At 40.4% G+C, this 26,280-nt stretch carries 23 protein-coding genes and 6 tRNA genes; 11 read left to right on the forward strand and 18 right to left on the reverse strand.

All coding sequences use genetic code 11. From position 1 onward, the window contains the following. Window positions 1-21: 21 nt before the first annotated feature. From DQW11_RS16595 to DQW11_RS16670, 16 genes are all read right to left on the reverse strand, one after another. Window positions 22-285 (reverse strand): hypothetical protein, encoded by a 264-nt coding sequence (locus DQW11_RS16595; RefSeq protein WP_113925216.1) that lies wholly within the window; start codon window positions 283-285, stop codon window positions 22-24. A 32-nt stretch (window positions 286-317) separates the two neighbouring features. Next, window positions 318-866: a DUF420 domain-containing protein gene (locus DQW11_RS16600; RefSeq protein WP_113925217.1), complete on the reverse strand. Its 549-nt coding sequence runs from the start codon at window positions 864-866 to the stop codon at window positions 318-320. Next, window positions 853-1,521 carry an SCO family protein gene (locus tag DQW11_RS16605; protein ID WP_113925218.1) on the reverse strand — a complete coding sequence of 223 codons (669 nt, stop codon included), beginning with the start codon at window positions 1,519-1,521 and terminating at the stop codon, window positions 853-855. Before DQW11_RS16605 ends, DQW11_RS16600 begins: the two co-directional genes overlap by 14 nt. 80 nt (window positions 1,522-1,601) lie before the next feature. Further along, on the reverse strand, window positions 1,602-1,931 hold the full coding sequence (locus DQW11_RS16610; protein WP_113925219.1) for a cytochrome C oxidase subunit IV family protein: 330 nt from the start codon (window positions 1,929-1,931) through the stop codon (window positions 1,602-1,604). A 19-nt stretch (window positions 1,932-1,950) separates the two neighbouring features. After that, window positions 1,951-2,727, reverse strand: a complete 777-nt coding sequence (locus DQW11_RS16615) for a cytochrome c oxidase subunit 3 (RefSeq protein WP_113925220.1) — start codon at window positions 2,725-2,727, stop codon at window positions 1,951-1,953. A 19-nt stretch (window positions 2,728-2,746) separates the two neighbouring features. After that, entirely contained in the window at window positions 2,747-3,328 is a 582-nt protein-coding gene (locus DQW11_RS16620) for a cytochrome c oxidase subunit 3 (protein ID WP_113925221.1), read from the reverse strand. Between the two features lie 3 nt (window positions 3,329-3,331). Next, on the reverse strand, window positions 3,332-4,234 hold the full coding sequence (gene cyoE, locus DQW11_RS16625) for a heme o synthase (protein WP_113925222.1): 903 nt from the start codon (window positions 4,232-4,234) through the stop codon (window positions 3,332-3,334). Next, window positions 4,231-5,313, reverse strand: coding sequence for a COX15/CtaA family protein (locus DQW11_RS16630; RefSeq protein ID WP_113925223.1), 1,083 nt, complete (start codon window positions 5,311-5,313; stop codon window positions 4,231-4,233). The genes cyoE and DQW11_RS16630 overlap by 4 nt, the downstream gene beginning before the upstream one ends. Continuing rightward, a complete protein-coding gene (locus DQW11_RS16635) occupies window positions 5,294-7,186 on the reverse strand; it encodes a cytochrome c oxidase subunit I (RefSeq protein ID WP_113925224.1) in 1,893 nt (630 codons plus the stop codon). Before DQW11_RS16635 ends, DQW11_RS16630 begins: the two co-directional genes overlap by 20 nt. Window positions 7,187-7,202: 16 nt before the next feature. Beyond that, complete coding sequence (locus DQW11_RS16640; RefSeq protein ID WP_113925225.1) at window positions 7,203-8,237, reverse strand: cytochrome c oxidase subunit II; 1,035 nt, start codon at window positions 8,235-8,237, stop codon at window positions 7,203-7,205. A 21-nt stretch (window positions 8,238-8,258) separates the two neighbouring features. Then, a complete protein-coding gene (locus DQW11_RS16645) occupies window positions 8,259-9,551 on the reverse strand; it encodes a quinol:cytochrome C oxidoreductase (protein WP_113925226.1) in 1,293 nt (430 codons plus the stop codon). A 2-nt stretch (window positions 9,552-9,553) separates the two neighbouring features. Next, window positions 9,554-10,180: a c-type cytochrome gene (locus DQW11_RS16650; protein WP_113925227.1), complete on the reverse strand. Its 627-nt coding sequence runs from the start codon at window positions 10,178-10,180 to the stop codon at window positions 9,554-9,556. 12 nt (window positions 10,181-10,192) lie between these two features. Beyond that, window positions 10,193-10,723, reverse strand: a complete 531-nt coding sequence (locus DQW11_RS16655) for a DUF3341 domain-containing protein (protein WP_113925228.1) — start codon at window positions 10,721-10,723, stop codon at window positions 10,193-10,195. A gap of 3 nt (window positions 10,724-10,726) precedes the next feature. Next, complete coding sequence (nrfD, locus tag DQW11_RS16660) at window positions 10,727-12,091, reverse strand: NrfD/PsrC family molybdoenzyme membrane anchor subunit (protein WP_113925229.1); 1,365 nt, start codon at window positions 12,089-12,091, stop codon at window positions 10,727-10,729. A gap of 18 nt (window positions 12,092-12,109) precedes the next feature. Next, entirely contained in the window at window positions 12,110-15,196 is a 3,087-nt protein-coding gene (locus DQW11_RS16665; RefSeq protein WP_113925230.1) for a TAT-variant-translocated molybdopterin oxidoreductase, read from the reverse strand. A 40-nt stretch (window positions 15,197-15,236) separates the two neighbouring features. After that, window positions 15,237-16,499 (reverse strand): c-type cytochrome, encoded by a 1,263-nt coding sequence (locus DQW11_RS16670; RefSeq protein ID WP_113925231.1) that lies wholly within the window; start codon window positions 16,497-16,499, stop codon window positions 15,237-15,239. A gap of 368 nt (window positions 16,500-16,867) precedes the next feature. Between DQW11_RS16670 and DQW11_RS22285 the strand changes: the two genes are divergently transcribed. The 6 genes from DQW11_RS22285 (at window position 16,868) to DQW11_RS16685 (ending at window position 17,924) form a co-directional block, all read left to right on the forward strand. Beyond that, a tRNA-Cys gene (locus tag DQW11_RS22285) sits at window positions 16,868-16,937 on the forward strand. A 117-nt stretch (window positions 16,938-17,054) separates the two neighbouring features. Continuing rightward, window positions 17,055-17,124, forward strand: a tRNA-Cys gene (locus DQW11_RS22290). Between the two features lie 129 nt (window positions 17,125-17,253). Then, window positions 17,254-17,323: transfer RNA gene (locus tag DQW11_RS16675), tRNA-Cys, on the forward strand. Between the two features lie 129 nt (window positions 17,324-17,452). Next, window positions 17,453-17,522 (forward strand) — tRNA-Cys (locus DQW11_RS22295). 128 nt (window positions 17,523-17,650) lie between these two features. Further along, window positions 17,651-17,723 (forward strand) — tRNA-Cys (locus DQW11_RS16680). Between the two features lie 130 nt (window positions 17,724-17,853). Further along, window positions 17,854-17,924, forward strand: a tRNA-Cys gene (locus DQW11_RS16685). Window positions 17,925-18,045: 121 nt separating this feature from the next. On the opposite strand, the gene DQW11_RS16690 is transcribed toward DQW11_RS16685, so the two are convergent. After that, window positions 18,046-19,230 carry a hypothetical protein gene (locus DQW11_RS16690; RefSeq protein WP_113925232.1) on the reverse strand — a complete coding sequence of 395 codons (1,185 nt, stop codon included), beginning with the start codon at window positions 19,228-19,230 and terminating at the stop codon, window positions 18,046-18,048. Window positions 19,231-19,466: 236 nt separating this feature from the next. After that, window positions 19,467-21,260 carry a 30S ribosomal protein S1 gene (rpsA, locus tag DQW11_RS16695; protein ID WP_113925303.1) on the reverse strand — a complete coding sequence of 598 codons (1,794 nt, stop codon included), beginning with the start codon at window positions 21,258-21,260 and terminating at the stop codon, window positions 19,467-19,469. A 301-nt stretch (window positions 21,261-21,561) separates the two neighbouring features. On the opposite strand from rpsA, the gene DQW11_RS16700 reads away from it, so the two are divergent. The 5 genes from DQW11_RS16700 to DQW11_RS16720 all read left to right on the forward strand — a co-directional run bounded on the left by DQW11_RS16700 (window position 21,562) and on the right by DQW11_RS16720 (window position 26,269). Beyond that, complete coding sequence (locus DQW11_RS16700) at window positions 21,562-22,290, forward strand: lysophospholipid acyltransferase family protein (protein WP_113925233.1); 729 nt, start codon at window positions 21,562-21,564, stop codon at window positions 22,288-22,290. Window positions 22,291-22,389: 99 nt separating this feature from the next. After that, window positions 22,390-23,685 (forward strand): DUF2851 family protein, encoded by a 1,296-nt coding sequence (locus tag DQW11_RS16705; RefSeq protein WP_113925234.1) that lies wholly within the window; start codon window positions 22,390-22,392, stop codon window positions 23,683-23,685. Between the two features lie 51 nt (window positions 23,686-23,736). Further along, the gene (locus tag DQW11_RS16710) at window positions 23,737-24,375 is read left to right on the forward strand and encodes an acetyltransferase (RefSeq protein WP_113925235.1); all 639 of its coding nucleotides are present in this window, start codon (window positions 23,737-23,739) and stop codon (window positions 24,373-24,375) included. 54 nt (window positions 24,376-24,429) lie between these two features. Continuing rightward, window positions 24,430-25,443: an oxygen-dependent tRNA uridine(34) hydroxylase TrhO gene (gene trhO / locus DQW11_RS16715; RefSeq protein ID WP_113925236.1), complete on the forward strand. Its 1,014-nt coding sequence runs from the start codon at window positions 24,430-24,432 to the stop codon at window positions 25,441-25,443. Then, window positions 25,400-26,269, forward strand: coding sequence for a nucleoside phosphorylase (locus tag DQW11_RS16720; RefSeq protein ID WP_113925237.1), 870 nt, complete (start codon window positions 25,400-25,402; stop codon window positions 26,267-26,269). Before trhO ends, DQW11_RS16720 begins: the two co-directional genes overlap by 44 nt. Window positions 26,270-26,280: the final 11 nt, after the last annotated feature.

Consider the following 26,280-nt stretch of genomic DNA (forward strand, 5'->3'; position numbering starts at 1 on the left):
TACCCAGATCCCACCCATTCATTAATATTTTTCGCCATGAAAGAGGAATTTCCCCTTCCTTTTTTTTGCATTCCTATACCATAAATATCCCAATACCAAAGCCAACAAATACGGCATACTTAAAAGGTAAAGAATTCCCATGTTTAGGCCTGCACCGATGGTTGTCTCTCCGTTGCTGACATTATTTTCAATCCCGGCCCTGCACATTGCACACTGTGCGATAGCTGACATCTGGTTGGAAAGTAGTAAAACAAAAACGAGAATTGATATATAAATTGATTTCATATACTTGCAAACGCCGGGGTAAATCAATTGGTTTAGAAACTGTAATAAGGACTGATCATCAAATAGACTATAACTCCTGTAACGGTAACATACAGCCAGATCGGGAATGCAAATTTAACAACTTTTTTATGTTTTACTCTTTGATCAGTATAACCGTAATAATAAGCCAATAAAATAGGGAACAACGCCACAGCCGCAAATACAATATGGGTAATCAAAATGAAATAATAAACGGGCCTTATCCAGCCTTCCCCACCAAAAGTAGTACTTTCAGCAGTAGCGTGATAGACCACATATGACACCAAAAATACAGCACCCAATCCAAAAGCTGCAGTCATCGCTGCTTTGTGATAGTCAATATTTCCTTTTTTAATGAACATTACTCCTGCTATCAAAGCTACTGTCGCTGCAGAATTGATGACGGCATTCAGATGGGGGAGAAAATAAACCCAATCACTTGCAACATTTATTTTGGACGGCATAAACAATAGAACCGCCACCAAAACGGGTACTATGACTGCAATTATCCAAATCCATCTAATTATTCCTTTTTCTGAGCTTACTAAATTACTTTGTTCCATGTAATAAAATTTTTGTTTCTAAAATCAATTTGTCAACATCCTCCCTGTTTGTCCCGCTGTAAAAACCCCTGATTCGACCTTCGCCATCTATCAAAGCGAACTTATCACTATGGACAAATTCCTCTGGCATTCCTTTTCCATCTATAGTAGGGAGAATAAAACCACAGCGGGCAAGATCATAAATCAGTGATTTATCGCCAGTGAGGAAAAACCACTTTCCCGGGGTTGCCATATGAAGTTTGGCGTATTTGGAAAGGACTTCAGGAGTATCGTATTCAGGATCTATGGATATGGAATAAATCTGGATTTCATCATCATTTCTGAAGGCATCATCTACTCTTTCAAGTTCCGTCGACATGACAGGACAGATACTTGGGCAGGAAGTAAAGAAAAAATCAACTATGGTAATTTTTCCTACCATCCCACTTTTTCCCCGAATTATGCCATCTTGGTCAGTAAGGGTAAAATCCGGAATATAATGCTGACCTGAATCTACCATGTTGCAATCGTTGAGCGGGTCTTCGACTCCATTTTGAAAAAGAACAGGAATATCGTATTGGTTATTCCCAAAAGTTCTCAAAAACAAAAATATCACTACCGGAACCAAGAGAATACAAACCAAAACCAATCCCTGTAGAATCCTCAAACTTTTCATTGCTCTTTTTTTACATAAACAAAAAAAGAGGTTGAAGTTTCCACTCCAACCTTCTTTTTTTTAATAATTCAATAAATATTTTACCATCTCATAAGGAAAATATCAGAACCTTCTCTTATCAAAGCAATTACCAGCCAAACAAGAAAAATCAATGGAACAATGATAGAGTAGAACAGAGGTTTTGCCTCTTCCCCTAAGTGCATAAATTCCATCATAATGTATTTTGCTTTCCAGATCGTCAGTGCAATGAATATTGCATAGAGAAGCAAACCTCTTGGAAGGGTAAAGGCAAAAACGAATTCCACAAGGGTCAATAACAAAAGAATCCCGGCAGTTTTCCAGATTTTCTTAATTTTGGCCTCATCGCGAGGCAATACTTCGAGCGCGGATTTATGTTGATGCGAAGCCATATGGTAAGAATTTAAAATTTTAAATCAGATAGAATAAGGTAAAAACAAATACCCAGACAAGGTCAACAAAGTGCCAATAAAGGCCGATTTTTTCAACCATTTCATAGTGGCCTCTTTCTTCATAAACCCCAACTGCCGCTTGGTAAAACGCCAAGAATAAAAGGAAAACTCCCAAGGTAACGTGGAAACCATGGAAACCTGTAATGAAGAAAAACAACTGCGCAAAATTAGCAGGTCCGTATTCATTTACAGAGAGGTTGGCCCCAAAAACTGTTTCAGTAACTGTTTGCCCAAAATTATTGACATAAGTAATAAGGGAACCATTCGGTGTTCCGTGAATAAAGTGAGTCCATTCCCAAGCCTGACAGCTTAAGAAAGTAATACCTCCAAGCAAGGTCCAAAGCAACCATTTCACAACATCTTTTCTATCATTTCTATGTCCTGCTTCTACCGCCAATACCATGGTTACAGAGCTTAGAATCAATATGAAGGTCATTAATCCGACAAAAGCCAAAGGAATATGAAATCCATGGACAAAGGGTATGGCGTCAAATACAAGTTCAGGAACCGGCCAATATTCATTTGATCCCACAAAAGTATCAACAGGGCCTCCATAAGCTGGGAAACTGACTCTGAGGGAAATGTAGGTGATCAATAAGGCGGCAAATGTAAAAATATCAGATAGCAGGAAAAACCACATCATGAGTTTTCCATAACTGGCCTTTAGTGGCTCATTTCCGCCACCCCAAACTCCTCTTTTGGGACTTACCCCAATTGCAGTTGCAGTTGTTGACATAAATTTTATTGTTTACTTTTTAATGATTCAATAACAAAAACATGAACAGATATAGCCAAAGACCACCCAGGAAATGCCAATACGTAACACACATTTCCATGGTATCAAGGTTTTTGGAATGGACTTTATACCTGAAGGACGAAATTAATACAATAATTAGAAATATCACACCGCTGATTAAGTGTAATGCATGTAATCCTGTGAAAACATAAAGAAATGATCCTGCAGGATTTCCTACGAAAAAGACATCCCTGTCAACCAAAGCAATCCAACTATACCATTGACCTACAAGAAATACAAATCCCAGAATAGAAGTGATAACCATTCCGATTCTGAGTGAGGCCAAATCGTCTTTTTTTGCAGATAAATATGCCCAATGTAAAGATATACTACTCAGGACTATAATTCCTGAGGTATACCAAAAAATGGAAGGTAGATCAAATTCAAGCCAATTGCCTTCTGATTGTCTTACTATATACGCACTTGTGAGGGAAGCGAAAATCATCACGACTGTGACTATAAAAAGCCACAATGCGAATTTCTTCGGATGCATCGCAATGGGTTGCTCTGCGTTTTCAATATATTCAAAATTTTCTTCCATCGATTAAACCTTATCTAATAAATACGCTATTTGCACAATCGGCAAATAGAGAAAGGAGCCAAACATAATTTTAAGTGCTGATTTTCGGGAACAATCTTTCATCAATAAGAAAGTCTGTGCCAAAAACAACACCCCACAGATTGTTGCGACAATTCCTGAATTGATACCTGTCAGACCAAAATAGGTGGGCAAAAGACCCAAAGGCAACAAAAACAGGGTGTAAATCATTATTTGGATTGCAGTGTTCAGGTCTTTTTGACCTCCACTTGGCAGAAGCTTAAAACCCGCTCTTTTATAATCCTCATCGCTTACCCATGCAATCGCCCAAAAATGTGGAAATTGCCAAATAAACTGTATCCCAAAGATGATGAGCGCTTCATGGGAAATAGCACCTGTAGCTGCAGTCCAACCCAACAATGGAGGCATGGCACCCGGGATAGCACCTACAAAAACAGCAATCGGGCCAACTCTTTTCAGAGGAGTATAAACAAAAACATATAAAACCATACTTAAAACTCCAAGCACGGTTGTTAAAGGGTTTGTGAAAATCCATAGTATTGCTATCCCTAGCAATGCAATAATTGAGGTAAACCAATATGCCTCTTTTAAAGAAATAAGGTTCAGAGGAAGAGGACGGTTTTCCGTTCTTTTCATCAATTTGTCAATGTCTCTTTCCCATATCTCATTTGCGGCACCGGAGGCACCACTAATCAGAAAACCACCGACCATAAGGGCAAAGAATTTAACCCATGAAAAGACAACACCAGAATCACCAAGGATAAATCCAAAGACTGCTGAGAAGGTAACAAGTGCAGATAACCTGAATTTTATCAAATCCTTATATGCCCCTATTCTTAAAATAAGGAAATCGGATATAGAATTTTCAGAAATATTTATAGTTCTCATGAACCCGGGTTTTCTATTTTTAATTTTCTTTGAGAATCAAGTTGTAATAAAATGACAAATTGAATCCCGATAATCATTGTTCCCAATAAGAGATGAACAGGCTGTAAAAAGGCCGGTACTCCAAAATAGGCCATTCCTACTCCGGTAAGTATTTCCAAGAAAATCACAAAGACAAGTCCTTGGGACCATTTAAAGATACTTACATGCCTCAATGTATATTTGTAAACTTTATAAAAGAACAGAAGATGAACAGCAAATAAGAGAATTGAATATGACCTATGGACAAGGAATACCAATCCAAGATGTTCGATCCACTCTCCTCTCAAGAGATTGCCAAATTCAAATGCCACAACATCCATTTCTTCTCTGACCTGCGTCCCAAATACAATTTGAATCAACATCAATACAAGTCCAACCACCAAAATCCCAAAGAGTGTAATTGGTTTTTCAGTAGTGGCTTTTGAAGGGTAGATTAATTTATAAGATTGGAAATGAACATAAAGCAGGATACAAACTATCAACAAAGCCAACATCATGTGCAGTGTGATCATCCAAGGCAATAGGTTTGTTGACACAACTATTGAACCAATCCAAGCCTGAAACAAAACCAAAAACAGGTTTAGCACAGACAAGACAGTAATGGGTTTGCTAAGGGACCAGAGTGGAAAAGATCTGTAGACAGTAAGAAGAACCAATAATCCAATAACAGCTCCAATTAGCCTATTCACATATTCGATCCAAGTTTTAACAGGATTAAACTCCTGCTCCACTAAAATCGATTTGTCATTTTTAATTTGATCAGCTTTTTCTTGGAATCCTAATTTCTCGAGTTGGGCGACAAATTTATTATTCTTTTCTACTCTCTTGGCGGAGTATATTTCCTGATAATTACTTGGGAGCTGGTCCACACTTGTTGGCGGAACCCAGCTCCCAAAGCATTTTGGCCAATCGGGACATCCCATACCGGATCCGGTACTTCTGACAATCCCACCGACTAATATCAGAAAATAAACAGCTATCACAGAGATCAAACTGATTCTGCGAAAGCTGTAAATTTGATTAAGATTCTTTTGATTCATTAGCTACAAGAACTTCCTCTTCGTCTGCAATAATTGCTTTCTCCAATTTAACCAATTCCTGTTCATGAGGAAGGTTTGATTCAGGAGTAGCAGACAACGGAACAGTCTGAGGGATAAAATCCTCAGCAGCACCCGGCTTCGAGTAGTCATAAGGCCATCTGTATACAGTTGGTATTTCACCTGGCCAGTTGCCATGCTTAGGATGAAGAGGAGTAGTCCACTCAAGTGTATTGGACCTCCAAGGATTCAAGGAAGCAACTCTTCCTCTGTACATAGAGTAGAAGAAATTGAACAGGAAGATCAGCTGAGCTCCAAATGTAATAATGGCAGCTACTGATACAAACATATTGAGATCAGTATACATATTGGAGAACTCAAAGTTTGTCCAGCTGTAATATCTTCTTGGGAAACCAGCTATACCAATATAGTGCATCGGGAAGAACACCATGTAGACTCCGATAAAAGTCAACCAGAAATGGATATATCCTAACCTTGCGTCCATCATTCTACCAAACATCTTAGGGAACCAATGGTAAACCCCTGCCATCAATCCAAAGAAAGATGCAGAACCCATTACCAAGTGGAAGTGAGCTACTACGAAATAAGTATCGTGCAATTGAATATCAATGGCTGAGTTACCGAGGAAGATACCTGTCAAACCCCCAGAGATAAAGAATGAAACCAATCCTATCGAGAATAACATCCCTGGAGTGAAAATCAGATTACCTCTCCACAACGTAGTGAGATAGTTAAATACTTTTACAGCTGATGGGATAGCAATGATCAAGGTAAGGAACATGAAGATGGAACCCAAGAAAGGATTCATCCCTGACACAAACATGTGGTGAGCCCAAACGATAAATGACAGGATGGTAATTCCAAGCATTGAAATAATCATTGCTTTATATCCGAAAATCGGCTTTCTGGAATTCACAGATATAATTTCTGAGGTTATACCAAGCGCTGGCAACAAAACGATATATACTTCAGGGTGGCCAAGGAACCAGAATAAATGCTGGTATAGAACAGGGCTACCGCCGGTATTTGGCAATGCTTCACCTCCAATATAAATATCGGAAAGATAGAAACTAGTACCAAAACTCCTATCAAACACTAGCAGCAATGCAGCTGAAAACAATACAGGGAATGAAAGTAATCCAATAACCGCAGTAAGGAAGAAAGCCCAGATGGTCAGAGGAAGTCTTGAAAAGGACATCCCTTTGGTTCTCAAGTTGATTACTGTAGTGATATAATTGATACCCCCCAATAAAGAAGATGCAATAAAGCACGTCATCGCAATCAACCACAATGTCATACCCAAACCTGAACCAGGCATAGCCTGTTCAAGTGCTGATAAGGGCGGATAGACTACCCATCCACCGGATGCAGGACCCGTTTCGATAAACAAGGAAATGAACATGATCACGCCTGAGAGGAAAAAGAACCAATAGGAAAGCATGTTCATAAAACCTGAAGCCATATCTCTTGCTCCAATCTGTAAAGGGATAAGGAAATTGGAGAAAGTACCACTCAGACCGGCAGTCAATACAAAGAACACCATAATGGTACCATGCATGGTAACAAGAGCCAGATAGAAGTTTGGATCCAATTTACCTGCATCATCTATCCATCCTCCAAGTATTGGTTTAAGCCAATACAATTCCATGTCTGGGAAACCTAATTGCAATCTGAAAATGATGGATAATAAACCACCGATAATTGCCCAGAATATACCTGTCACCAAGAATTGCTTACCGATCATCTTGTGATCAGTGGTGAAAATATATTTGGTTATAAAATTATCGTGATGCTCATGGTCATCGTGGTGATCATGTGCACTAGCACTGTGAGTAGCTGTATGAGCTGTTGCCATATTTTTGATAATTTAATTACTTATGTTCGCTGATAGTTATTTCAGCCAATTCTTTCATTTCAGGAGATAAATTCTCAACAAGCGCAGGGTTATTGACAATATATGGTTTTTGTTCAGCCAACCATTTTCTGTACTCTGCAGGCTCCACCACGTTGATTACCCTTCTCATAGAAAAGTGACCCTTACCGCAAACCTCGGTACATGCAATCTCATATTCGAATTCAGGATCGTTCAATTCAGCTCTCATTTCTTCTGTAGTCTTTGTAGCTACAAACCAGAACTTGGTTGGCATCCCCGGAACTGCATCCATTTTCAATCTCATATGTGGGGCAAAAACTGAATGAAGGACGTCCCTTGCTCTAATCTTAAATAAAACTGGCTCACCCTTAGGGATCACAACAACTGGTGAATTGAAATCATCATGGGCGTTTTTGTCTGAGAAATCGACTCCGGAAACATTCGAAGCATTGGTTAGCCTATAATCATTGGCCCCAAGTACATTGTCCATTCCGGGATATCTAACTTCCCAAGCAAATTGATATCCTAACAATTCTACCACATGTGCATTTTCAGGTGCAGGTTTGGTAATGTCAGACCATGCTTTCCATCCTCCGATTACCAAAAGTGCCAACACTATGGCGGGAACCACCGTCCAGATTACTTCAAGTTTATTGTTATCAGGATAAAAGGCTGCTTTTCTATCCTCCTTATATTGGTATTTGTATGGGAACCAGAAAAGTAGAACGTGAGTAATAATAAATATTACACCAGTAACAGCCATGGTAATCCAGAACAACTGATCGGTAACGGCACCGTGTTCAGAGGCTAAGGGAGGATTGTAATTATCAAACTCTTTAATTGAGTACCAAAACATCAATACACCTGATCCAACAAGGAAGAGAACAAACATCATTGCATTCACCTTATTGCTTCCTGAAGCAACTTTTTTGTCACTACCCTTCACCACTGAGACAAGGGTCTGTATTCTATATACCATCCATATTATGGATATGAGTAATAAAATACCAACTGCGATTAGAAATCCGTACATAATTATAAGTTTATCGGATAATTAAATATGATGATGATAACTTTCTTCCAACATTGGATGATTCTTGGCTATAAGGTTTCGTTTAGATAGATTGTTTAAAACAACATATGTAACCAAAGAACCAAACACCAAAAACATCCCTACTTCCATCAAACCAAAGCCCCCATTGTGACCTAGGGTACCAGGCTGAACCATCAAGAAGAAGTCAAACCAGTGTCCAATGATAATCAGGGAGCAAATAAGCTTGAGAAATATTCCATGCCTTTTTGCATCTCTAGTCATTAGAACAAGGAATGGAAGGAAGAAGTTTAGCGCTAGATTTACAAAAATGAACGGGCTATACACATCACTTTCCAGTCTCTCTATGAAGTAAACTGATTCTTCAGGTATATTGGCATAATAGATCAACAAGAACTGCGAAAACCAGATATAGGTCCAGAAAATCGAGAAAGCAAAAACAAATTTTCCAAGATCATGGATATGGTTTTCATTTACCATTTCAAGATATCCTCTTTCTTTTAGAAATACCGTTACCAAAGTCATCGCAGACAATCCTGCTACAAACCATGAAGCAAAAACATACCATCCAAACATGGTTGAAAACCAGTGTGTATCGATAGACATTACCCAGTCCCAAGCTGAAATTGAAGAAGAAACCGCAAAGAAAACAAGGAACAAAGCAGACCATTTCCTGATCTTATACCAAGTTTGATTTCCAGGATTTAAGTCTTCCTGATAGGATAAATTTTTCAATTTGTTGAAGAACAAAACCCATGCTCCAAAGAATAAAACCATTCTGATAATGAAGAAAGCAGGGAAAGTTCCCTTTTCAAGTGGCCAAAAGAAAAAAGCAGCTTTACCATCAATGATTTTATCGTAATCAGGGCTGTTTATATCAAATAAGGTTTTGTGAGTCCAGTGGAAAATATCGTGGCCTACAATGAAATAACTCACAATCATTATTATTCCTGCAAAAGGCAGCCAATATCCGAAAGAAAGAAATATCCTTAACAATGGTGCTGACCATCCTGCTTGGGCAGCATATTGGATAGCAAAAAAGAATACCCCAATAACCGCAATACCTGTAAAGTAGACATTATTGATCCAAAGATTGGCATATAGTCTTTGATACCAATGGAAAGCATGGCCTCCTTCAGCATGGGCTTCATCATGACCTCCGCCTAAAGCAGCCATCAAAATCCCTGCAGTAAGAATTACTGCGCCAAAGATCAAAACAGTAAATATTGTTTTCTTCAGCCCTGCCGAGAAATCAAATTTCTGATCCAAATTATAATTTGTAGTACTGTGACCCATGATTATTGCTTCTGAATTTCTTGTTTAACATAGTGAACAATTTTCCAAATTCTTTCCTGAGGAATCTGAGAACCATGTGCCCCCATTCTACCTTTTCCTTTCATGACTACATGGAAAATATGGCCTTCAGGTAGGTTGATATAGGCGCCGCCTTTTAGATTGGCCACACCACCGATTACCTCTCCGGCTTTTCCGTCTCCCTCACCGCCTTGTCCATGGCAAGCAGAACAATATTGTGTGTACAATACTTTTCCTTCCGCCAAAACCTGAGGAGTCAAAGCAACAGGGTTTACATTCAATGCTGCAGCTTCTAATTCAAACTGCTTCAACCTATAAGGAAGAGAACCGTCTTTAGACCTTGGAACAGTGTTGGCTACCGGTTCACGCATATTCATGCGGTTAGGGTTATTGATGTTACTGTTGAAAAATTCCCCTTTTCCGTCTTCTCTTGAGGATAACCATGCACCCTCATCTTCATTCACTATTTGTGAAAGAGGTTCATATGCAATTGAATTATACATTTGCGGTGCATATTCATATCCAGGATCCTCACCGGAAGCACCACAGGAAGCCAAGCCAAAAGCTGCTCCTAGAAATGCTAAAGTGTATATAGAATGTGTGATTTTCATATATCTATTTACCTATTCAAAACTTTTAAAATTTACCTCTGAAGCTCCTGAGTTTTTCAAGACATCAGTTAATTGACTTTCTCCCATAGAAGAGTTTACTGCCAAATCAATTGCCATAACATGCTTGTCATCTGTGATTCGGATGTCAAAAATCCGCGGCTGACCCCAAGGCTTCAGGTTACTTGCAATCATGAAAACACCTACCATACCGAACGCCGCCAATAAAACAGTCAGTTCGAAAGTAACAGGTACAAAATCAGGAACAGCAGCGTGGTCTTTACCTCCGATTATCATCGGCCAATCAATCTTCATCATATAAAACTGCATGGTGAGTGCAAGAATAGTACCCAACATCCCAAATAGGAAAGCTGCTATTGGAAGTTTGCTTCTTTTATATCCCAAAACATCATCTATTCCATGAACCGGAAACGGCGAATAGACCTCATGAATTTTTACGCCTGTTCCTCTTACCTTAGATATTGCATCCAACAAGACATCCTCATCGTCATATACGCCCAGGATGAAATTTTTATCTCTTTCCATGCTTTATTTAGTTACTTTTTCTGAGGTTGATTTCACAATAGATTTAATTTCAGCCATGTTGACTACCGGGAAGAACTTCGCAAACAGGAAAAACAATGTGAAGAACAATCCGAAGGTGAACAGATAAACCCCAACATCTGAGATGGTTGGATAGAACATTGCCCAAGATGATGGAAGGTAATCCCTATGCAAAGAGGTCACAATGATCACAAATCTTTCAAACCACATTCCGATATTTACTACAAGGGATAATAAGAAAGTGGCAACAATTGAAGTCCTGATTTTCTTGAACCAGAATAGTTGCGGAGAAATCACGTTACATGTCATCATAGACCAATATGCCCACCAATATGGACCAAACATCCTGTTCATAAAGGCATATTGCTCAGCGGCAACACCTGAATACCAAGCAATGAAGAATTCTGTGATATAAGCAATACCTACAATAGATCCGGTGATGATGATTACAATGTTCATCAATTCAATATGACCTATAGTAATGTAATCCTCCAAATGGAAAACTTTCCTTGTCACAATCATCAATGTCAATACCATTGCAAAACCTGAGAAAATCGCCCCGGCAACAAAGTATGGAGGGAAGATAGTTGTATGCCATCCCGGAATAACTGAGGTAGCAAAGTCAAAGGATACAATGGTGTGTACAGATAGAACCAAAGGAGTTGCTAAACCTGCCAAAATCAAAGCTACTGATTCATATCTGCTCCAGGTTTTAGCAGCGCCATCCCAACCAAATGACAGGGCACCGTATATGCTTTTTCTGATTCCTGTAGCTCTGTCCCTAATTGTTGCAAAGTCGGGAATCAAACCTATATACCAAAATACCAAGGATACAGAGAAATAGGTGGAAATCGCAAACACGTCCCAAAGCAGTGGTGAGTTGAAATTCACCCAAAGTGATCCAAATGTATTGGGAAGTGGCAAAGCCCAATAAGCACCCAACCATGGTCTACCCATGTGAATGACAGGGAACATGGCCGCACAGATTACAGCAAAAATGGTCATGGCTTCAGCAGCTCTATTGATGGCCATTCTCCACTTCTGTCTGAACAATAATAGTACAGCGGAAATCAATGTACCGGCGTGACCGATACCAACCCACCAAACGAAGTTGGTGATATCCCAAGCCCAGCCGACGGTTTTATTGAGCCCCCACATACCGATACCTTCCCAAAGAGTAGCTATCAATGCTATGGATCCTAATAACAAAACCCCCACAGAAAACAAAAAGGCCAATAACCAACCCAAGCTAGGCTTCGCCTCTACTTGTCTTGATATATCATGGGTGACGTCTTTCAGAGTTTTACCGCCTGTAATCAGAGGCTGGCGTACGGATGAAGTAACATGCATATCTTATAAAATTATTTATTACGCTTCTGATTTATCCTTATTTCTGATTTTAGTAAAGTACCACACGTTAGGGCTCACATTAATTTCTTCCAAAACGTGATAGGCTCTTTCTTCATTGACCTCTTTCGTCGCTGAAATAGTGTCATCCTGAATTTTGAGCATTTGGGTAATTTTACTGTTAGTATCATTCATGTCGCCAAATACGATGGCAGTGGTAGGACAAGCTGAAGCACAGGCTACATTGATTTCACCGTCTTTAACTTTTCTTCCTTCTCTTTTGGCTGTCAATTTACCGGCCTGAATTCTCTGAACACACATAGAGCATTTTTCGATTACTCCTCTAGCTCTTACTGTTACATCAGGATTCAACACCATTTTGCCCATGTCATCATTTTGTGCAACGTTCACTGCCGCAAAATCTTTGTTGTCATGATACTTGAACCAGTTGAATCTTCTTACTTTATAAGGACAGTTGTTGGCACAATATCTTGTCCCAATACATCTGTTATAAGTCATTTGGTTAAGCCCTTCCGAAGAGTGGGTTGTTGCCGCAACAGGACACACAGTTTCGCAAGGTGCATTGTTGCAATGTTGACACATCATCGGTTGGAAAGTAACTTCAGGGTTATCTGCAGCAACTTCCAATTCTTTATTGGATGTAGCTTCGGCAGGAGAGCTATAGTACCTGTCAATCCTGATCCAAGCCATTTCTCTTCGGTTAAGCACTTCTTGCTTTCCTACTACAGAAACGTTGTTTTCAACCTGACATGCTATGGTACAAGCACCGCAACCGATACAAGAATTCATATCAATTGCCAATCCCCAATGGTGTTGGCTATATTGGTGTCCTTTCCAAAGTGAAATTTTAGAAGGTTTGACAAACTCCCCTTCTTTGTAAATTTTTGGTTGATATCTGCCTGCAGATGCGTCTTCTTTATATTCACCTAAGGTAGCTTCTTGAATCACAAACTCTCTTCCCATGTAGGTTTGATGGGTTTGGGTTTGTGCAATTTTATAAACCTCAGAAGTCAATTCGATAGAAATACCTTCAGTTACATCGAAATTTGTAAAGCCTTTTGAGCTATCTGCCAATTCATAGGCGTTCACTCCGACTCCATCTGCAACTCGACCTGCTTTGGTCCTGCCATATCCTAAAGCCAAACCGACTGTTCCGTCTGCTTGTCCCGGTTGAACCAAAACCGGTACTATAAGAGATTTACCTCCTACTGTAATTTTTGCCTTCTTGGTCTCACCTTCAGACATCTTTAAGCCATTCTCATTTGCCCATTTTTGGGAAACGGTCAGGTAATTGTCCCAGGTAGCTTTGGAAATCGGATCAGACATTTCCTGAAGCCAAGGGTTGTTTGCAAATGTTCCATTGCCAATTCCGACTTTGGTATAGATCGCCAATTCTGTGCCTGTACTGTCTGCTTTGTAAGCCTTTGCTACAGAAGAAGCTGCGGAAGCCAAATCAGCTACATTAGCAACAGGCGTTGATTCAGATGGAATAGAATACACTCCGTTGAATAATGATCTGTCCCAAAATTCCTGAAAATTTGCAGTTTCAGTTTGAGCTGCAAAAAGGGTTGTATTCCAGTTTTGCTGCAAGAAATCATAATAATTGGTTGCAGCGCCTGCCCAAACTAAAAATGTATCCTGCGCTTGTCTCGAATCAAATAATGGAGAAATTGCAGGTTGGCTTAAGCTATATTCACCTTTTCTTGGATAGAAATCATTCCATGATTCAAGATAATGGTGATCAGGAGCGATGTATTGTACCAATGAAGCTGTCTCATCCATAGTGGAGTTGGTGGCCACTGACACTTTTGCCTTGGCAATACCTTCAGCTACTTCAGCCCCTTTGGCAAAATCATAAACCGGATTACAGTTGTAGAAAACAACTCCCCCTACCCTGCCTGCCTTCAAATCAGCCACAAACTGATTCATTTTTGAATCGTCTCCTTTTCTGAAATAGGATGGCTTGGAAAAATCTACGGTAACACCATTGTTTTCGAGTAAGTCATTGATGGCGTTTACGACAACCTGCACATTAGGATCATTTGAACCCGATACCACGATGGACTTACCCTTATTTGCCCAAAGTTCTTTGGCCGCTTTGTCAAGGTGTGCAATTTCTATAGCTCCGCCTGAAACGGTATCTGCTCCGGCCTGCTTTGCAATGGCATTGTATAATGCCAATACCGCAAGACCGCTTTGAGAAGGTTTTATTGGAGTTCTGTAGTCTGCATTTGCTCCGGTAAGGGAAAGGTTGGATTCAAACTGAAAATGGCGGGACATGACAGGTTTTTCTTTCGAAATTTTCCTTCCCTGTCCATATTGCTTGGCAAATTCAATAGGGGAGATCCAAGTTCCCAAAAAGTCTGCTCCAAAGCTCACAATTACACTTGCCTTTTCAAAATTATAAGTTGGAAGCATTGCTGTTCCATAGCAGGTTTCAGCAGCCTTTGTTATACCATAATTGGATATAGGATCGTAAGTAATGATTTCAGCACCTCCAAAAGCAGCGGCAAATTGCTGTAAAACGCTTTCGGTAGAAGGTGAAATGACTGTATTGGTAACGATTTTAACTGAACCTGCAGCTGCTAATTTGGCTTTCACTTCGGTATCAATCGTCGCCCAATCAGATTTTGCACCATTGATATGTGGCCCTGCTAGTCTTTGCTTGTCATATAATGAAAGAACAGAGGCTTCTACAATAGCGCTGATTCCTCCTTTATTGATAGGGGAAAGCTCATTCCCATCAATTTTGATAGGTCTTCCTTCTCTGGTTTTTACTACGATCGATGCATAATCACCCCCTGAAGAAAATGTAGAGGCATAATAATTAGGAATGGATGGATTGATATCAACAGGTTTGTTGACATAAGGAATAGCCTTTCTTACAGGTGCTTCACAGGCAGCCAAAGAAGCTGCAGCCAAACTGAAGCCCATTAATTTTAAGAAATCCCTTCTTGTTGAACCTTCCTCATTGCCACCGTTGATCGGCAAATACTCGGGAAATTCCCTCTCCGCATTTTTAACAAATTCCGGATCATTTGTTAATTGCTCTAAACCTTTCCAATAGGTCTTTTTATTTTCTGTCATTGTATATTCAAGAAAAGTAAGTTCTGAATTGTTTCTTTAATTAATAATGGCACTTGGCACATTCCAATCCTCCGATGTCTTTCACCTTGAGGGCTTCCTTGGAATTGCTGTGTAACTGTACCAATTTATCATAATACTCATTTCCTTTAGAATTGATGTCAGTCTGTCTGTGGCAGTCTATACACCATCCCATAGTAAGAGCGCTGTGTTGATAGACCACTTCCATTTCTTGAATCGGTCCATGGCAAGTCTGACATTCTATTCCACCTACTGCAACGTGCTGTGCGTGGTTAAAATAAGAAAGGTCGGGAAGGTTATGGATTCTTACCCATTCTATTGGCTGATTATTATCCACAGCCGCATAGATTTTCGCGATCTCAGGAGAAATACCCTCTTTGCCTCCCACATTTTGGATATGTGTATGACAGTTCATACAAATATTTGCTGAAGGGATATTGGCTGATTTACCTATTTCAACGCCTGTATGGCAATATTGACATTCAATTTCATATTGACCGGCATGGAGTTGGTGGGAAAATGCAATTGGTTGCTTTGGACCATAACCCTGCTGAACACCGATGGTCAATATCTCATCCAAAGCGGTCTTTACTGTAAATGCGATTACAATAGTGGTAATAATGATGACGAAACCATCTGATTTTAAAAGCTTTTTGAAATCAAACTTTTGATTTATAAATTCTTCATCAACAGCATCAAGTTTTTGATTGCTCAAATATTTGGTCAGTATAGAAATGATCAGACCCAATACGATCAAAATCAACAGCAACACTACCACAAGAACGCCTAAGATTATGGTCAGGTATTCGCTCGGAATTCCCGAACCACCAGAAGTACCTGTTTGAGCGCCATCTACGGCAGCTGCAGCAGCCGCAGGATCCACTTTATCGCCATATTCGATATAGGACAATAAATTTAAGAGATCTGCATCTGAAAGGAATTCATGAGCGGGCATCACCAAATTGTTGAATTGACCTGCAATGGTTACCGCTTCAGGATCACCTGAAGCAATCAAAGCCTGTGAATTCTTGATAAATTTTTTGGTCCACTCAATGGAATGACGGTCTGTTACTCCCCTCAAAGCTGGCCCAACATTTTTGGAATCCAATCTGTGACAGGTTCTACAGTTAGCATTGAAGACGGTCTTCCCTGCTGCTATCGCCTCCTCACTGTTGGGAACATCGGGATTTACCGCGTAGACTTGTGTCCCTGACAAATGGAAGAATAGCATCATCAAGAAGCTAAATCTCAAAGGGACACTTAATAATGAGCGATTGATCGACATATTTATTACTTATTAAACAGTTTAATGCACGTTTTTTTGATAAACACTGCAAATGTACTATCGCATTTCTACTTTTCAAACTTGAATGACTTAGATCAAATAAGCATTAAAGCTGAAATAATTTTATTATAAGTATTTGTTTTTCAGTTATTTAAATACAATTTGCAATAAACTTTTTCAATTTAGATTCATTATAAATAAAATAATATTTGGATTAAAATCAGGGGAAACAGTGAGTATAAATGCCTCCCGGAATTTTTAAAATCAGATGTCAAAATGAAGATGGGTGGAAAAATAGTTAATTATTAAAATATTTTGAGAAAAACTTGCCTATCTAAGGGATTCTAATTTTCTTTGTTTCACTAAAAGGTCGAGTGGCCGAGTGTTAGGCAGGAGTCAGCAAGACTTTGTACGGTGGTTCAAATCCATCCTCGACCTCAAAATAGAACGCATTAATCACCCAAGATAAATCGTTCCCATATTTTATCAATAAGTTAATAATTTTGGACAATATTTTTTTGTCCTTCATTAATGGCGAGCATTAAGTTTTTACAAGGTCGAGTGGCCGAGTGTCAGGCAGGAGTCAGCAAGACTTTAGACGGTGGTTCAAATCCATCCTCGACCTCAAAATTGGAAACGAGATTTATCCAAAGGGATACCCGCTTCAGTTAGTTTTATTGGAATTGATTTTGCCTAAAGACAATTTGGGGATTACTTCTTCACGATCAATAGCATTATCTAAAAGTAATTACAAGGTCGAGTGGCCGAGTGTAAGGCAGGAGTCAGCAAGACTTTAGACGGTGGTTCAAATCCATCCTCGACCTCAAAATTGGAAACGAGATTTATCCAAAGGGATACCCACTTCAGTTAGTTTTATTGGAATAGATTTTGCCTAAAGACAATTTGGGGATTACTTCTTCACGTTCCAGAGCATTATCTAAAAGTAATTACAAGGTCGAGTGGCCGAGTGAAAGGCAGGAGTCAGCAAGACTTTATACGGTGGTTCAAATCCATCCTCGACCTCAAAATTGGAAACGAGATTTATCCAAAGGGATACCCGCTTCAGTTAGTTTTATTGGAATTGATTTTGCCTAAAGACAATTTGGGGATTACTTCTTCACGTTCAAGAGCATTATCAAAAGTAATTACAAGGTCGAGTGGCCGAGTGTAAGGCAGGAGTCAGCAAGACTTTAGACGGTGGTTCAAATCCATCCTCGACCTCCAAAAGCTTCCCAATTTTGGGGAGCTTTTTTTATTCTAGCAAAATAAAATGAATTTTAACTGAACCAAAATTTGGTTATAGTCCGTTTGATTTAATTAGTAGAATCCCTACATTTGCATTCCGTAAAAAAACGGTCGAGTGGCCGAGTGGCTAGGCAGAGGTCTGCAAAACCTTGTACAGCGGTTCGAATCCGCTCTCGACCTCACAAAAAAAAAGCATCCTTGAAAAGGGATGCTTTTTTGTTTTTTGTCAAAAAGGCTAAGCTTTGAATCTCAATAAATCCTAAGACTTAAGATATGAAAGAAAACACTGGATGGTTTTTGATCATTTCCCTACCAATTGTACTTTGTAAATCCTTAAAAAATCTTCTTCCTCTTCCTTATTTGGAGCTTTTTCCATCCAAAGAAATCCACCTCCTGAAGCAAAACCGCTTAAATTAACTCCCCCGGGAAAATCAAGGTTTCCCATTACTTCCAAAGTCTTTTGGTCCAATATCAAAATTCCCTGATTGACTTCACTTTCAATTTTTTCATAGAGCAGTTCAGCTTCCTCTTCACTTCCAGAACTATAAAGCGCTTCTAATTCCTTCATTTTTTCCTCGGGAATTCCTCCATAGTATTGCAACAGAATTTTGCCCTCCACAACATGTATGTTTCGAATAGCAGGTGTGCCACCTTTTATAATAACTGTACCTTCGGCAAATTCTGCCCGGGGTGTTATAGGCAGTTTGCCAAAGCCAGGCAAATCTAGCATGACCACGGTATCCAACTCTGCTCCCTCAGGACTCAGGTCATATACATTCAGCCGCTGCTCCCCACCCAAGGCGATGTATAGTTTACCTTCTGCGGCCTCTAATGCCGGAGCATAATCACTTTCAAAATAGCCGTTTCCATCCAAAAACTGACTTCCTTGCTCAAAGGGTACAATTTCAATGAATTTTTCTCCCTCAATATCGATAAGTTCCAAAGCCCTGAAGTTGTCATAAAATTTTTGTTCTCCGGGAAAAGTCTCCCGCGTACGGACAGATTTACTAAGCAAGTATTGCTTTCCATTAAGTGTTGCCGTTTCCATTCCCTTACCCGAAAAACTCATAAAACCTGCTCCAGACAAGATCTCCGGGTGCGCAAGTTTTTTTATCATATTGCCGTCTAAATCATAGATAAAAATCCCACTCATCCCAGCCAGGGCGAGTTGATTTTCATTGACGAAACCGGGGGATTCCATCAGGAATCCATAGGAATCAGGGGTGTCTTCTTTTTTCGAAAATTGGCTCAAAATAGCTCCTGAGCTGTCCGTGATGATAAATTCACGGTTTGCAAAATCATAGAAGACAAACCGGTCTGCTTTTGGGCTGACGTCCGTAATCAAGGGATCACCCAAAATCTGCAAATCCAGCGAATCAATAACCTCAAACGAATAAATTGTGGGAATTTCCTGCTCCTTTTTTTCAGGATTGGAGCATGAGTAAAAAATAATAAGGACGAGTAAATAAAGTTGGAGATGTTTCATTATTCAATTTTAAAAAATAATTTTCAAAATTCAATTTTATTCTTAGTTGATTTGTTCAAATTTGATCTATCCATCCTTTTGCTCCAAATTCAGACCAAGCAAGAAATTGGGATGGGCATAAAAAAAGTGTCCACCTTTCGGCAGACACTTCTTTAAATTTATCTCCAATCTTCAAATTCCATGAGAATATATCTCATGTCTTGCATCTTGTCCCGATAGCTATCGGGATTAGCGTCTTATTTCTTTCCGCCTTCCATCTTCTCCTTCAACTCCGCCAAAGCATCGATGTCGCCGAAAGTTGATTTCTCTGCAGCAGCAGGGGCTTCAGCCTTAGGTTCGTCAGCTTTTTTCTTACCTTTTTTATCAGCTGCTTTTGCTGCTGAAGTTGCGGCAGATTTAGCATCTTCTTTGTAAGAAGCAGAATGGGAAAGTACAATCCTTTTGTCATCTTTAGAGAATTCGATTACTTTGAAATCCAAAGATTCACCAACTTCTACAGTAGATCCGTCTTCTTTCTCCAGGTTTTTGGAGGTTGCAAAACCTTCAAGACCGTAAGGAAGTTCAAGAACTGCACCTTTGTCATTTTTAGAATTCACAGTACACTTGTGGATAGATCCGATAGGGAATACCGTTTCAAAAGTATCCCAAGGATTTTCTTCCAATTGCTTGTGTCCAAGTGCCAATCTTCTGTTGTCAACATCAAGTTCCAAAACAGCTACCGCCAATTCGTCCCCGACTTTCACAAACTCAGATGGGTGTTTGATTTTCTTGGTCCAAGAAAGGTCAGATACGTGTACCAAACCGTCGATTCCTTCTTCCAATTCAAGGAACAAACCAAAGTTGGTCAGGTTTCTTACCACTCCTTTATGCTTGGTTCCCACTGCATATTTGGCAGACATGTCACCTTTTGTCCAAGGATCTTCTGTCAATTGCTTGATACCAAGAGACATTTTTCTTTCGTCTTTGTCCAAAGTCAAAACAACAGCCTCGATTTCGTCACCGACTTTTACAAAGTCAGCAGGATTTCTCAAGTGCTGTGACCAGCTCATTTCAGAAACGTGGATCAAACCTTCAACGCCAGGAGCCAATTCCAAGAATGCACCGTAATCAGCCACATTGACGATTTTACCTTTTACTCTTGAGCCAACTTCCAATTCAGCTGACAAAGCATCCCAAGGATGTGAAGTCAACTGCTTCATACCCAAAGAAATTCTCTTCTTGTCATCATCGAAGTCAAGCACAACAACCTGAACTTTGTCGTCAAGGTTAAGTACTTCTTCCGGATGGTTGATTCTACCCCAAGAGATATCAGTGATGTGAAGCAAGCCATCAACACCACCCAAATCGATGAATACACCGAAGTTGGTCATGTTCTTGATAACACCTTCCAATACCTGACCTTTCTCAAGGTTGTTGAGGATTTCTGCTTTTTGTTTCTCAAGGTCTTTTTCGATCAAGACTTTGTGCGAAACGACTACGTTATCGTTGGTGTGGTTGATTTTAACCACTTTTACTTCCATTTTCTTACCTACATAGATATCAAAATCCCTGATAGGCTTCACGTCGATCTGAGAACCTGGCAAGAAAGCCTCCACACCGTAGATATCCACGATAAGACCACCTTTGGTTCTTCTTTTTACAAGACCTTCGATTACGCTGTCATTTGTAAGGGCATCTTCGATGTCAGTCCATGCACGTACCATTCTTGCTTTTTTCCTTGAAAGGACAAGCTGTCCCAAGGCATTTTCCTGCTCTTCGATGAAAAGTTCTACCTGATCACCGATTTTAAGATTAGGAAGGTCACGGAATTCAGATACGGGAACCAAGCCATCAGATTTGAAACCGATGTTGATGATCACGTCCTTGTCATTGATACCAACTACGGTACCTTTGATGACTTCTTTTTCTGTGATCGTGTTCAAAGTTCCGGCATACATGGCTTCCATGTCGGCCTTTTGTTCTTTGGAATATCCGTCACCAAAACCTTTGGTGGAGAAATTATCCCAGTTAAACTCTTTTTGATTAGACATAATGTGTGATTGACCCTGACATTCCTCCATCCTAGGGTCATGGGATTGAGGCTTTTAGTTGATGAAAAGTCGCTGAGAATCAGTCGCAGAGACCCCGTTCACCCGAACGGACTGCAAATGTAAGGTTTTTTTGGAAAAGGAGAATTATTGAAAGGAAAAATGTATTTGTTTTGCGACCGATGTTTTGCGACCTAGATGACTAAAAAACGAAACCCCCGAAATCGCTCTCAGGGGTTGTTTGCAAGTAAAGAGTTAGTAAATTTATTTAACGATCGTTAAAATTACCCAAACCTTTCCTAAAATGAAAATCATTCTGTGGATTTATACCCTTTATGCCGCTGCATTGTTTGTCCTTTTGATGTTGGTCTTTGGATTGTTTATCGTGATTCCGCTCTTGGTCAGTCCAAGGGGAGGTAAAATTTCTTTTATTTTTATCCGCTTTTGGGCAGGAATTTGGTCTTTTTTGGTTGGCATCCGCTATGAAATCCAGGGTCGGGAACACATTGACCCGAAGCAGGCATACATTTATATATTTAACCACCGGTCTTTTATCGATGCCCCTGTGATTCCGATGGCCATCTCACAGGAAGTAAGGGCTATAGGCAAAAAGGAACTTTCCAAAATCCCGGTTTTCGGGTTTGTAGTTTCCAGGGTGGCTGTTTGGGTGGACAGAAAGGATACCGCTTCGCGAAAAGCCTCCGTGGACAGGCTGATGGAGATTCTCAAAAAAGGCATTTCCATTGTTGTCGCTCCAGAGGGGACAAGAAACGATACAGGGCAAGTTTTGCTTCCATTTCAAAAGGGGGCATTCAGAATCGCTATCGAAACAGGGACACCCATCATGCCGATGACAGTTATCGGTGCGGACCATATTATGAAGCGGGGCTCGATTTTGTTGAGGCCGGGAAAAGTCCTAGTCTATTTTTCAGCAGCCATCCAGCCCGGTTCTTTCTCTGGAGAAGATGGTTTTTTGAGGTTGGCTGACAAATGCTACAACAGGCTTGAAGCAATGATTCTGACCCACGAATAATATTAGTCGACTAAAATCGCCTCCTGACGGCCTTGGATTTTTTAATCATTGGAATAATCTTGAAATTGATTTTTCCAATTTCAACCCAATTTTTAAGACATGAATTTTCAGGAAGACTTTCTGCAGACCGTGTGGAAATACCAATATTTTGACAAAAATTCCCTTCAGACTACCGAAGGAATTCCCATTGATGTCAAGAAAATCGGTTACCACAATTTCCATGAAGGGCCGGATTTTTTGGAAGCCCATATCAAACTTGGCAAATTGGATCTATTCGGACATGTGGAAGTGCACCGCAAAGCCTCAGACTGGAAATCCCACGACCACAATGCCGACCTCAGGTACAATTCTGTCGTGCTGCATGTGGTTTGGGAAGAGGACAAAACCATGCTCAGAAATGATGGAAGCAAAATTCCCACCTTGGAACTGAAGGGAAAAATCCTGCTTGATGTCATCCGCAATTATGAAAGGCTGACAAGTAGCCGGGACGAAATCCTCTGTGGCAATCTATTGGAAAAGATTCCTCCTATCATCCAATTTTCTATGTTGGAAAAAACCCTTGTAGAGCGGCTGGAACATAAATCTTCTTTGCTCGGGCAGCTATTGGAATCTACCAACAACAATTGGGAAGAGACGGCATACAGGTGGCTTTTTCAGTGCTTTGGATTCAAGACCAATGCCAACACCATGCTCAAATTGGCAGAAAGCGTGCCTTACAAAATTCTGCAAAAACACGGAAACCAACCGCAGGTGATCGAGGCCATTCTTCTTGGACAAGCTGATTTGATTCCCATAGAACCATTAGATGATTACAGCCTTTTTCTGCAAAAAGAGTATGATTTTTATCAGAAAAAGTACCGCCTCCAAAAAACCATCCACCACCACGAATGGATCATGATGGGAGTCCGACCACAAAACTTTCCTCCTCTGAGAATCGCCCAATTGGCACAGGTTTTCAACAAAAACCCAAACCTGTTTTCATCCGTCATTCATCACAATGAGCATTTTGAGCAGTTCAAAAAAGTCTTCGATATCGAGACTCCTGACTATTGGCTTTTCCATATCAAAGTCGGAATACCTTCCCAGAAAAAATTGGCCAAAAAACTCAGCACCAATACTTTATCCCTGCTTACCATCAATTTTGTCTTCCCGCTTTGGTATACCTATGGGCAGTACATTGAGGAAAGCGATTGGAAAGAAAAATGCTTTGACCTTCTTCAGGAAATACAGGCTGAAGAAAACTTCATCATCCGCAAATATGCAACACACCAATGGAAGGCAAAAACCGCTTTTGACAGCCAAGGGATGATCGGACTTTACCATGATTATTGTAAGCCTAAAAAGTGTCTTGACTGCAAAATCGGGCAGAACCTGCTCAAGCCGGAGAGGAAATGATTTTTGTTTAAATCCTGATTTGCGTACTTTTGCGATCCGAACAGGAAAAAAATGGAAAAACCAGTAATCATTCTTGGAGCCAAAGGCATCGCCCATCCAGCATTAGAGATTTTCAACAGCAACAAAGTCATTGTCTATGGCTTTTTGGATGAAGATGAAAAGCTCCACGGCACAGAAATCAATGTCGTGCCCGTATTGGGGAATCCTGAAGATGATGGTTTTCTGAAACTTATCGGACAAAAGTGTGAAGCATTTGTCGCCGTAGATGACAATAAATACCGTCAGTTTCTGGTCAAAATGCTCAATGAGCGTAGGAAAGTCCAGCCGATCAATGCCATCCACGAGTCTTCCTATGTCTCGACAGATGCGGTTCTTGGACATGGAAATTTTATCAACGGTAGGGTGAATATCGGCGCAGGAACCAAAATCGGCAGCCATTGCATATTTAATACCGGAGCAATTGTAGACCACGAATCAGTGTTGGAGGATTTTGTACAAATCGGTGCGGGTTCTATTGTCAACTCTGGCGTGACGATCAAAGAAGGTGCGTTTATTGGTTCCGGAGTCACTTTGGTATCCGGCATCACGGTTGGTAAAAATGCCAGAATCGGTGCCGGTTCGGTCGTGATCTCCAATGTCAAAGACGGTGAAACCGTATTCGGGAATCCTGCTGCCCCTATTAAAAAGTAATTATTGAAATCTCATTTATAAACCAAAACACCCTGCCGAAACAGGGCTCTAGTTATGGAAAATCAACCCTACAGCATTCTGCTCTATTATTGCTATGCCACCATCGAAGATACGGAGGCATACCGCGAGGAACACCATCTTTTTTGTATTGAAAACAACATACGGGGCCGGATTATTATTTCGCCTGAGGGGCTGAATGGAACCGTTTCAGGACTGAAGGAAGATTGTGAAAAATACATGGCCTATATCCATGCCGATCCGAGATTTGCCAAAACAGAATTCAAAATTGAAGCCTTTGACAAGCATGCTTTTGCAAAAATCCATGTACGCGTCAAGCCTGAGATTGTTCACAGCAGCCTTCGCCACCTTGATCCCAATGTCAAAACCGGCAAACATTTGGCTCCTGAAGAATTCAAAGCACTTAAAGACCAGGAAGACGTGGTCATCCTTGATGTCCGGTCCAACTATGAGCATGAACTTGGAAGATTCAAAGGTGCCCTTACTTTGGATATCGATAACTTCAGGGATTTTCCCGAAAAGGTGAAAGAGCTTGAGCATCTCAAAGGCAAAAAGGTTTTGACCTATTGCACGGGTGGGATCAAATGCGAAAAGGCTTCTGCTTATCTTTTGGAACAAGGCTTCCAAGATGTCTACCAACTCCATGGTGGCATCATCAAATATGGCATCGAAGCAGGAGGTGAGGATTTTGAAGGCAAATGTTATGTATTTGACAACAGGATCGCAGTCGATATCAACAAAGTAAATCCAAGAGTGATTTCAACCTGCCATGTTTGCGGTACCGAATGCGACCGCATGGTCAACTGTGCCAATCCAACCTGCAATGCCCACCTTCCAATCTGTGAAAAATGTGGATGGGAAATGGAGGGCGCCTGTTCTGTGGAATGTAAAGAAAATCCTGAAAAGAGACCTTACGACGGAACGGGCTATTACCAGAAAAATACCAACGGTTACAATCCTTACAAAGGCCTGATACGAAGACAGGACAAAGCAAAACAACCTCTCCATGAGCAAAAGGATCCCGGAATCAGAGTTGATCATCAATCCTGACGGAAGCATTTATCATTTGAACCTGAAGCCGGAGCATTTGGCTTCGACGGTTATTGCGGTGGGTGATCCTGAGAGGGTATCCAAAGTTTCCAGATATTTTGATGAAATCGAATATTCGGTCAGCAAAAGGGAGTTTGTAACCCACACAGGTTTTTATAAAGGCAAAAGATTGACCGTGATGAGTACCGGAATGGGTACTGACAACATCGAAATCTTTATGACAGAATTGGATGCTTTGGTCAATATTGACCTGCGAACAAGGATCCCAAAGGAAAACCATACCACGCTCAATATCATCAGGGTAGGAACTTCCGGCAGCATGCGGAAGGAAATTCCCGCAGGTACTATGCTTGCTTCGGAATATGGCATTGGACTTGACACTTTGATGGCTTTCTACAATACCGAATACACTGATTTGGAGCAAAAAGTCGGAAGGAAAATCCAAGAAGACCTGGAGCTTTCATTTACTCCCTATTGCGTAAAGGGTTCGAAAAAACTGCTGGATCTCTTGGGGGAAGGACTTTTGATAGGAAATACAGTTACCTGTCCGGGATTTTTTGGCCCTCAGGGAAGGGAAGTCAGAATCAAACCTGCCATTCCTGATATCATCGAAAAATTAGGAAATATGGACCTGGATGGGTTTAAGCTTACCAATTTTGAAATGGAAACTTCGGGCTATTATGCGATGGGAAGACTTTTGGGCCATGAAGTTTTGAGCCTCAATGCCATCATTGCCAACAGAATCACCCAAGAATTCACAAAAGACGCATACGGAATTGTGGACAAGCTGATCCAACATACCTTAAAAAAATTGGCGGACAATTAGTCCGCCAATTT

The organism is Cognataquiflexum aquatile, from assembly GCF_003316845.1.
In the GTDB taxonomy this organism is placed as follows: Bacteria; Bacteroidota; Bacteroidia; order Cytophagales; family Cyclobacteriaceae; genus Cognataquiflexum; species Cognataquiflexum aquatile.

Bases quoted from the DNA above. Each gene is read 5' to 3' on its own strand.
- trhO (WP_113925236.1), top strand. From the start codon at position 24,430: ATGGAAAATCAACCCTACAGCATTCTGCTCTATTATTGCTATGCCACC.
- DQW11_RS16600 (WP_113925217.1), bottom strand. From the start codon at position 866: ATGGAACAAAGTAATTTAGTAAGCTCAGAAAAAGGAATAATTAGATGG.
- DQW11_RS16670 (WP_113925231.1), bottom strand. From the start codon at position 16,499: ATGTCGATCAATCGCTCATTATTAAGTGTCCCTTTGAGATTTAGCTTC.
- DQW11_RS16595 (WP_113925216.1), bottom strand. From the start codon at position 285: ATGAAATCAATTTATATATCAATTCTCGTTTTTGTTTTACTACTTTCC.
- DQW11_RS16720 (WP_113925237.1), top strand. From the start codon at position 25,400: ATGAGCAAAAGGATCCCGGAATCAGAGTTGATCATCAATCCTGACGGA.
- DQW11_RS16645 (WP_113925226.1), bottom strand. From the start codon at position 9,551: ATGGGTCACAGTACTACAAATTATAATTTGGATCAGAAATTTGATTTC.
- DQW11_RS16700 (WP_113925233.1), top strand. From the start codon at position 21,562: ATGAAAATCATTCTGTGGATTTATACCCTTTATGCCGCTGCATTGTTT.
- DQW11_RS16665 (WP_113925230.1), bottom strand. From the start codon at position 15,196: ATGACAGAAAATAAAAAGACCTATTGGAAAGGTTTAGAGCAATTAACA.
- DQW11_RS16640 (WP_113925225.1), bottom strand. From the start codon at position 8,237: ATGTACGGATTTCTAATCGCAGTTGGTATTTTATTACTCATATCCATA.
- DQW11_RS16705 (WP_113925234.1), top strand. From the start codon at position 22,390: ATGAATTTTCAGGAAGACTTTCTGCAGACCGTGTGGAAATACCAATAT.
- DQW11_RS16605 (WP_113925218.1), bottom strand. From the start codon at position 1,521: ATGAAAAGTTTGAGGATTCTACAGGGATTGGTTTTGGTTTGTATTCTC.
- DQW11_RS16615 (WP_113925220.1), bottom strand. From the start codon at position 2,727: ATGTCAACAACTGCAACTGCAATTGGGGTAAGTCCCAAAAGAGGAGTT.
- nrfD (WP_113925229.1), bottom strand. From the start codon at position 12,091: ATGCATGTTACTTCATCCGTACGCCAGCCTCTGATTACAGGCGGTAAA.
- DQW11_RS16610 (WP_113925219.1), bottom strand. From the start codon at position 1,931: ATGGCTTCGCATCAACATAAATCCGCGCTCGAAGTATTGCCTCGCGAT.
- DQW11_RS16635 (WP_113925224.1), bottom strand. From the start codon at position 7,186: ATGGCAACAGCTCATACAGCTACTCACAGTGCTAGTGCACATGATCAC.
- DQW11_RS16710 (WP_113925235.1), top strand. From the start codon at position 23,737: ATGGAAAAACCAGTAATCATTCTTGGAGCCAAAGGCATCGCCCATCCA.
- DQW11_RS16655 (WP_113925228.1), bottom strand. From the start codon at position 10,723: ATGGAAAGAGATAAAAATTTCATCCTGGGCGTATATGACGATGAGGAT.
- DQW11_RS16620 (WP_113925221.1), bottom strand. From the start codon at position 3,328: ATGGAAGAAAATTTTGAATATATTGAAAACGCAGAGCAACCCATTGCG.
- rpsA (WP_113925303.1), bottom strand. From the start codon at position 21,260: ATGTCTAATCAAAAAGAGTTTAACTGGGATAATTTCTCCACCAAAGGT.
- DQW11_RS16650 (WP_113925227.1), bottom strand. From the start codon at position 10,180: ATGAAAATCACACATTCTATATACACTTTAGCATTTCTAGGAGCAGCT.
- DQW11_RS16690 (WP_113925232.1), bottom strand. From the start codon at position 19,230: ATGAAACATCTCCAACTTTATTTACTCGTCCTTATTATTTTTTACTCA.
- DQW11_RS16630 (WP_113925223.1), bottom strand. From the start codon at position 5,313: ATGAATCAAAAGAATCTTAATCAAATTTACAGCTTTCGCAGAATCAGT.
- cyoE (WP_113925222.1), bottom strand. From the start codon at position 4,234: ATGAGAACTATAAATATTTCTGAAAATTCTATATCCGATTTCCTTATT.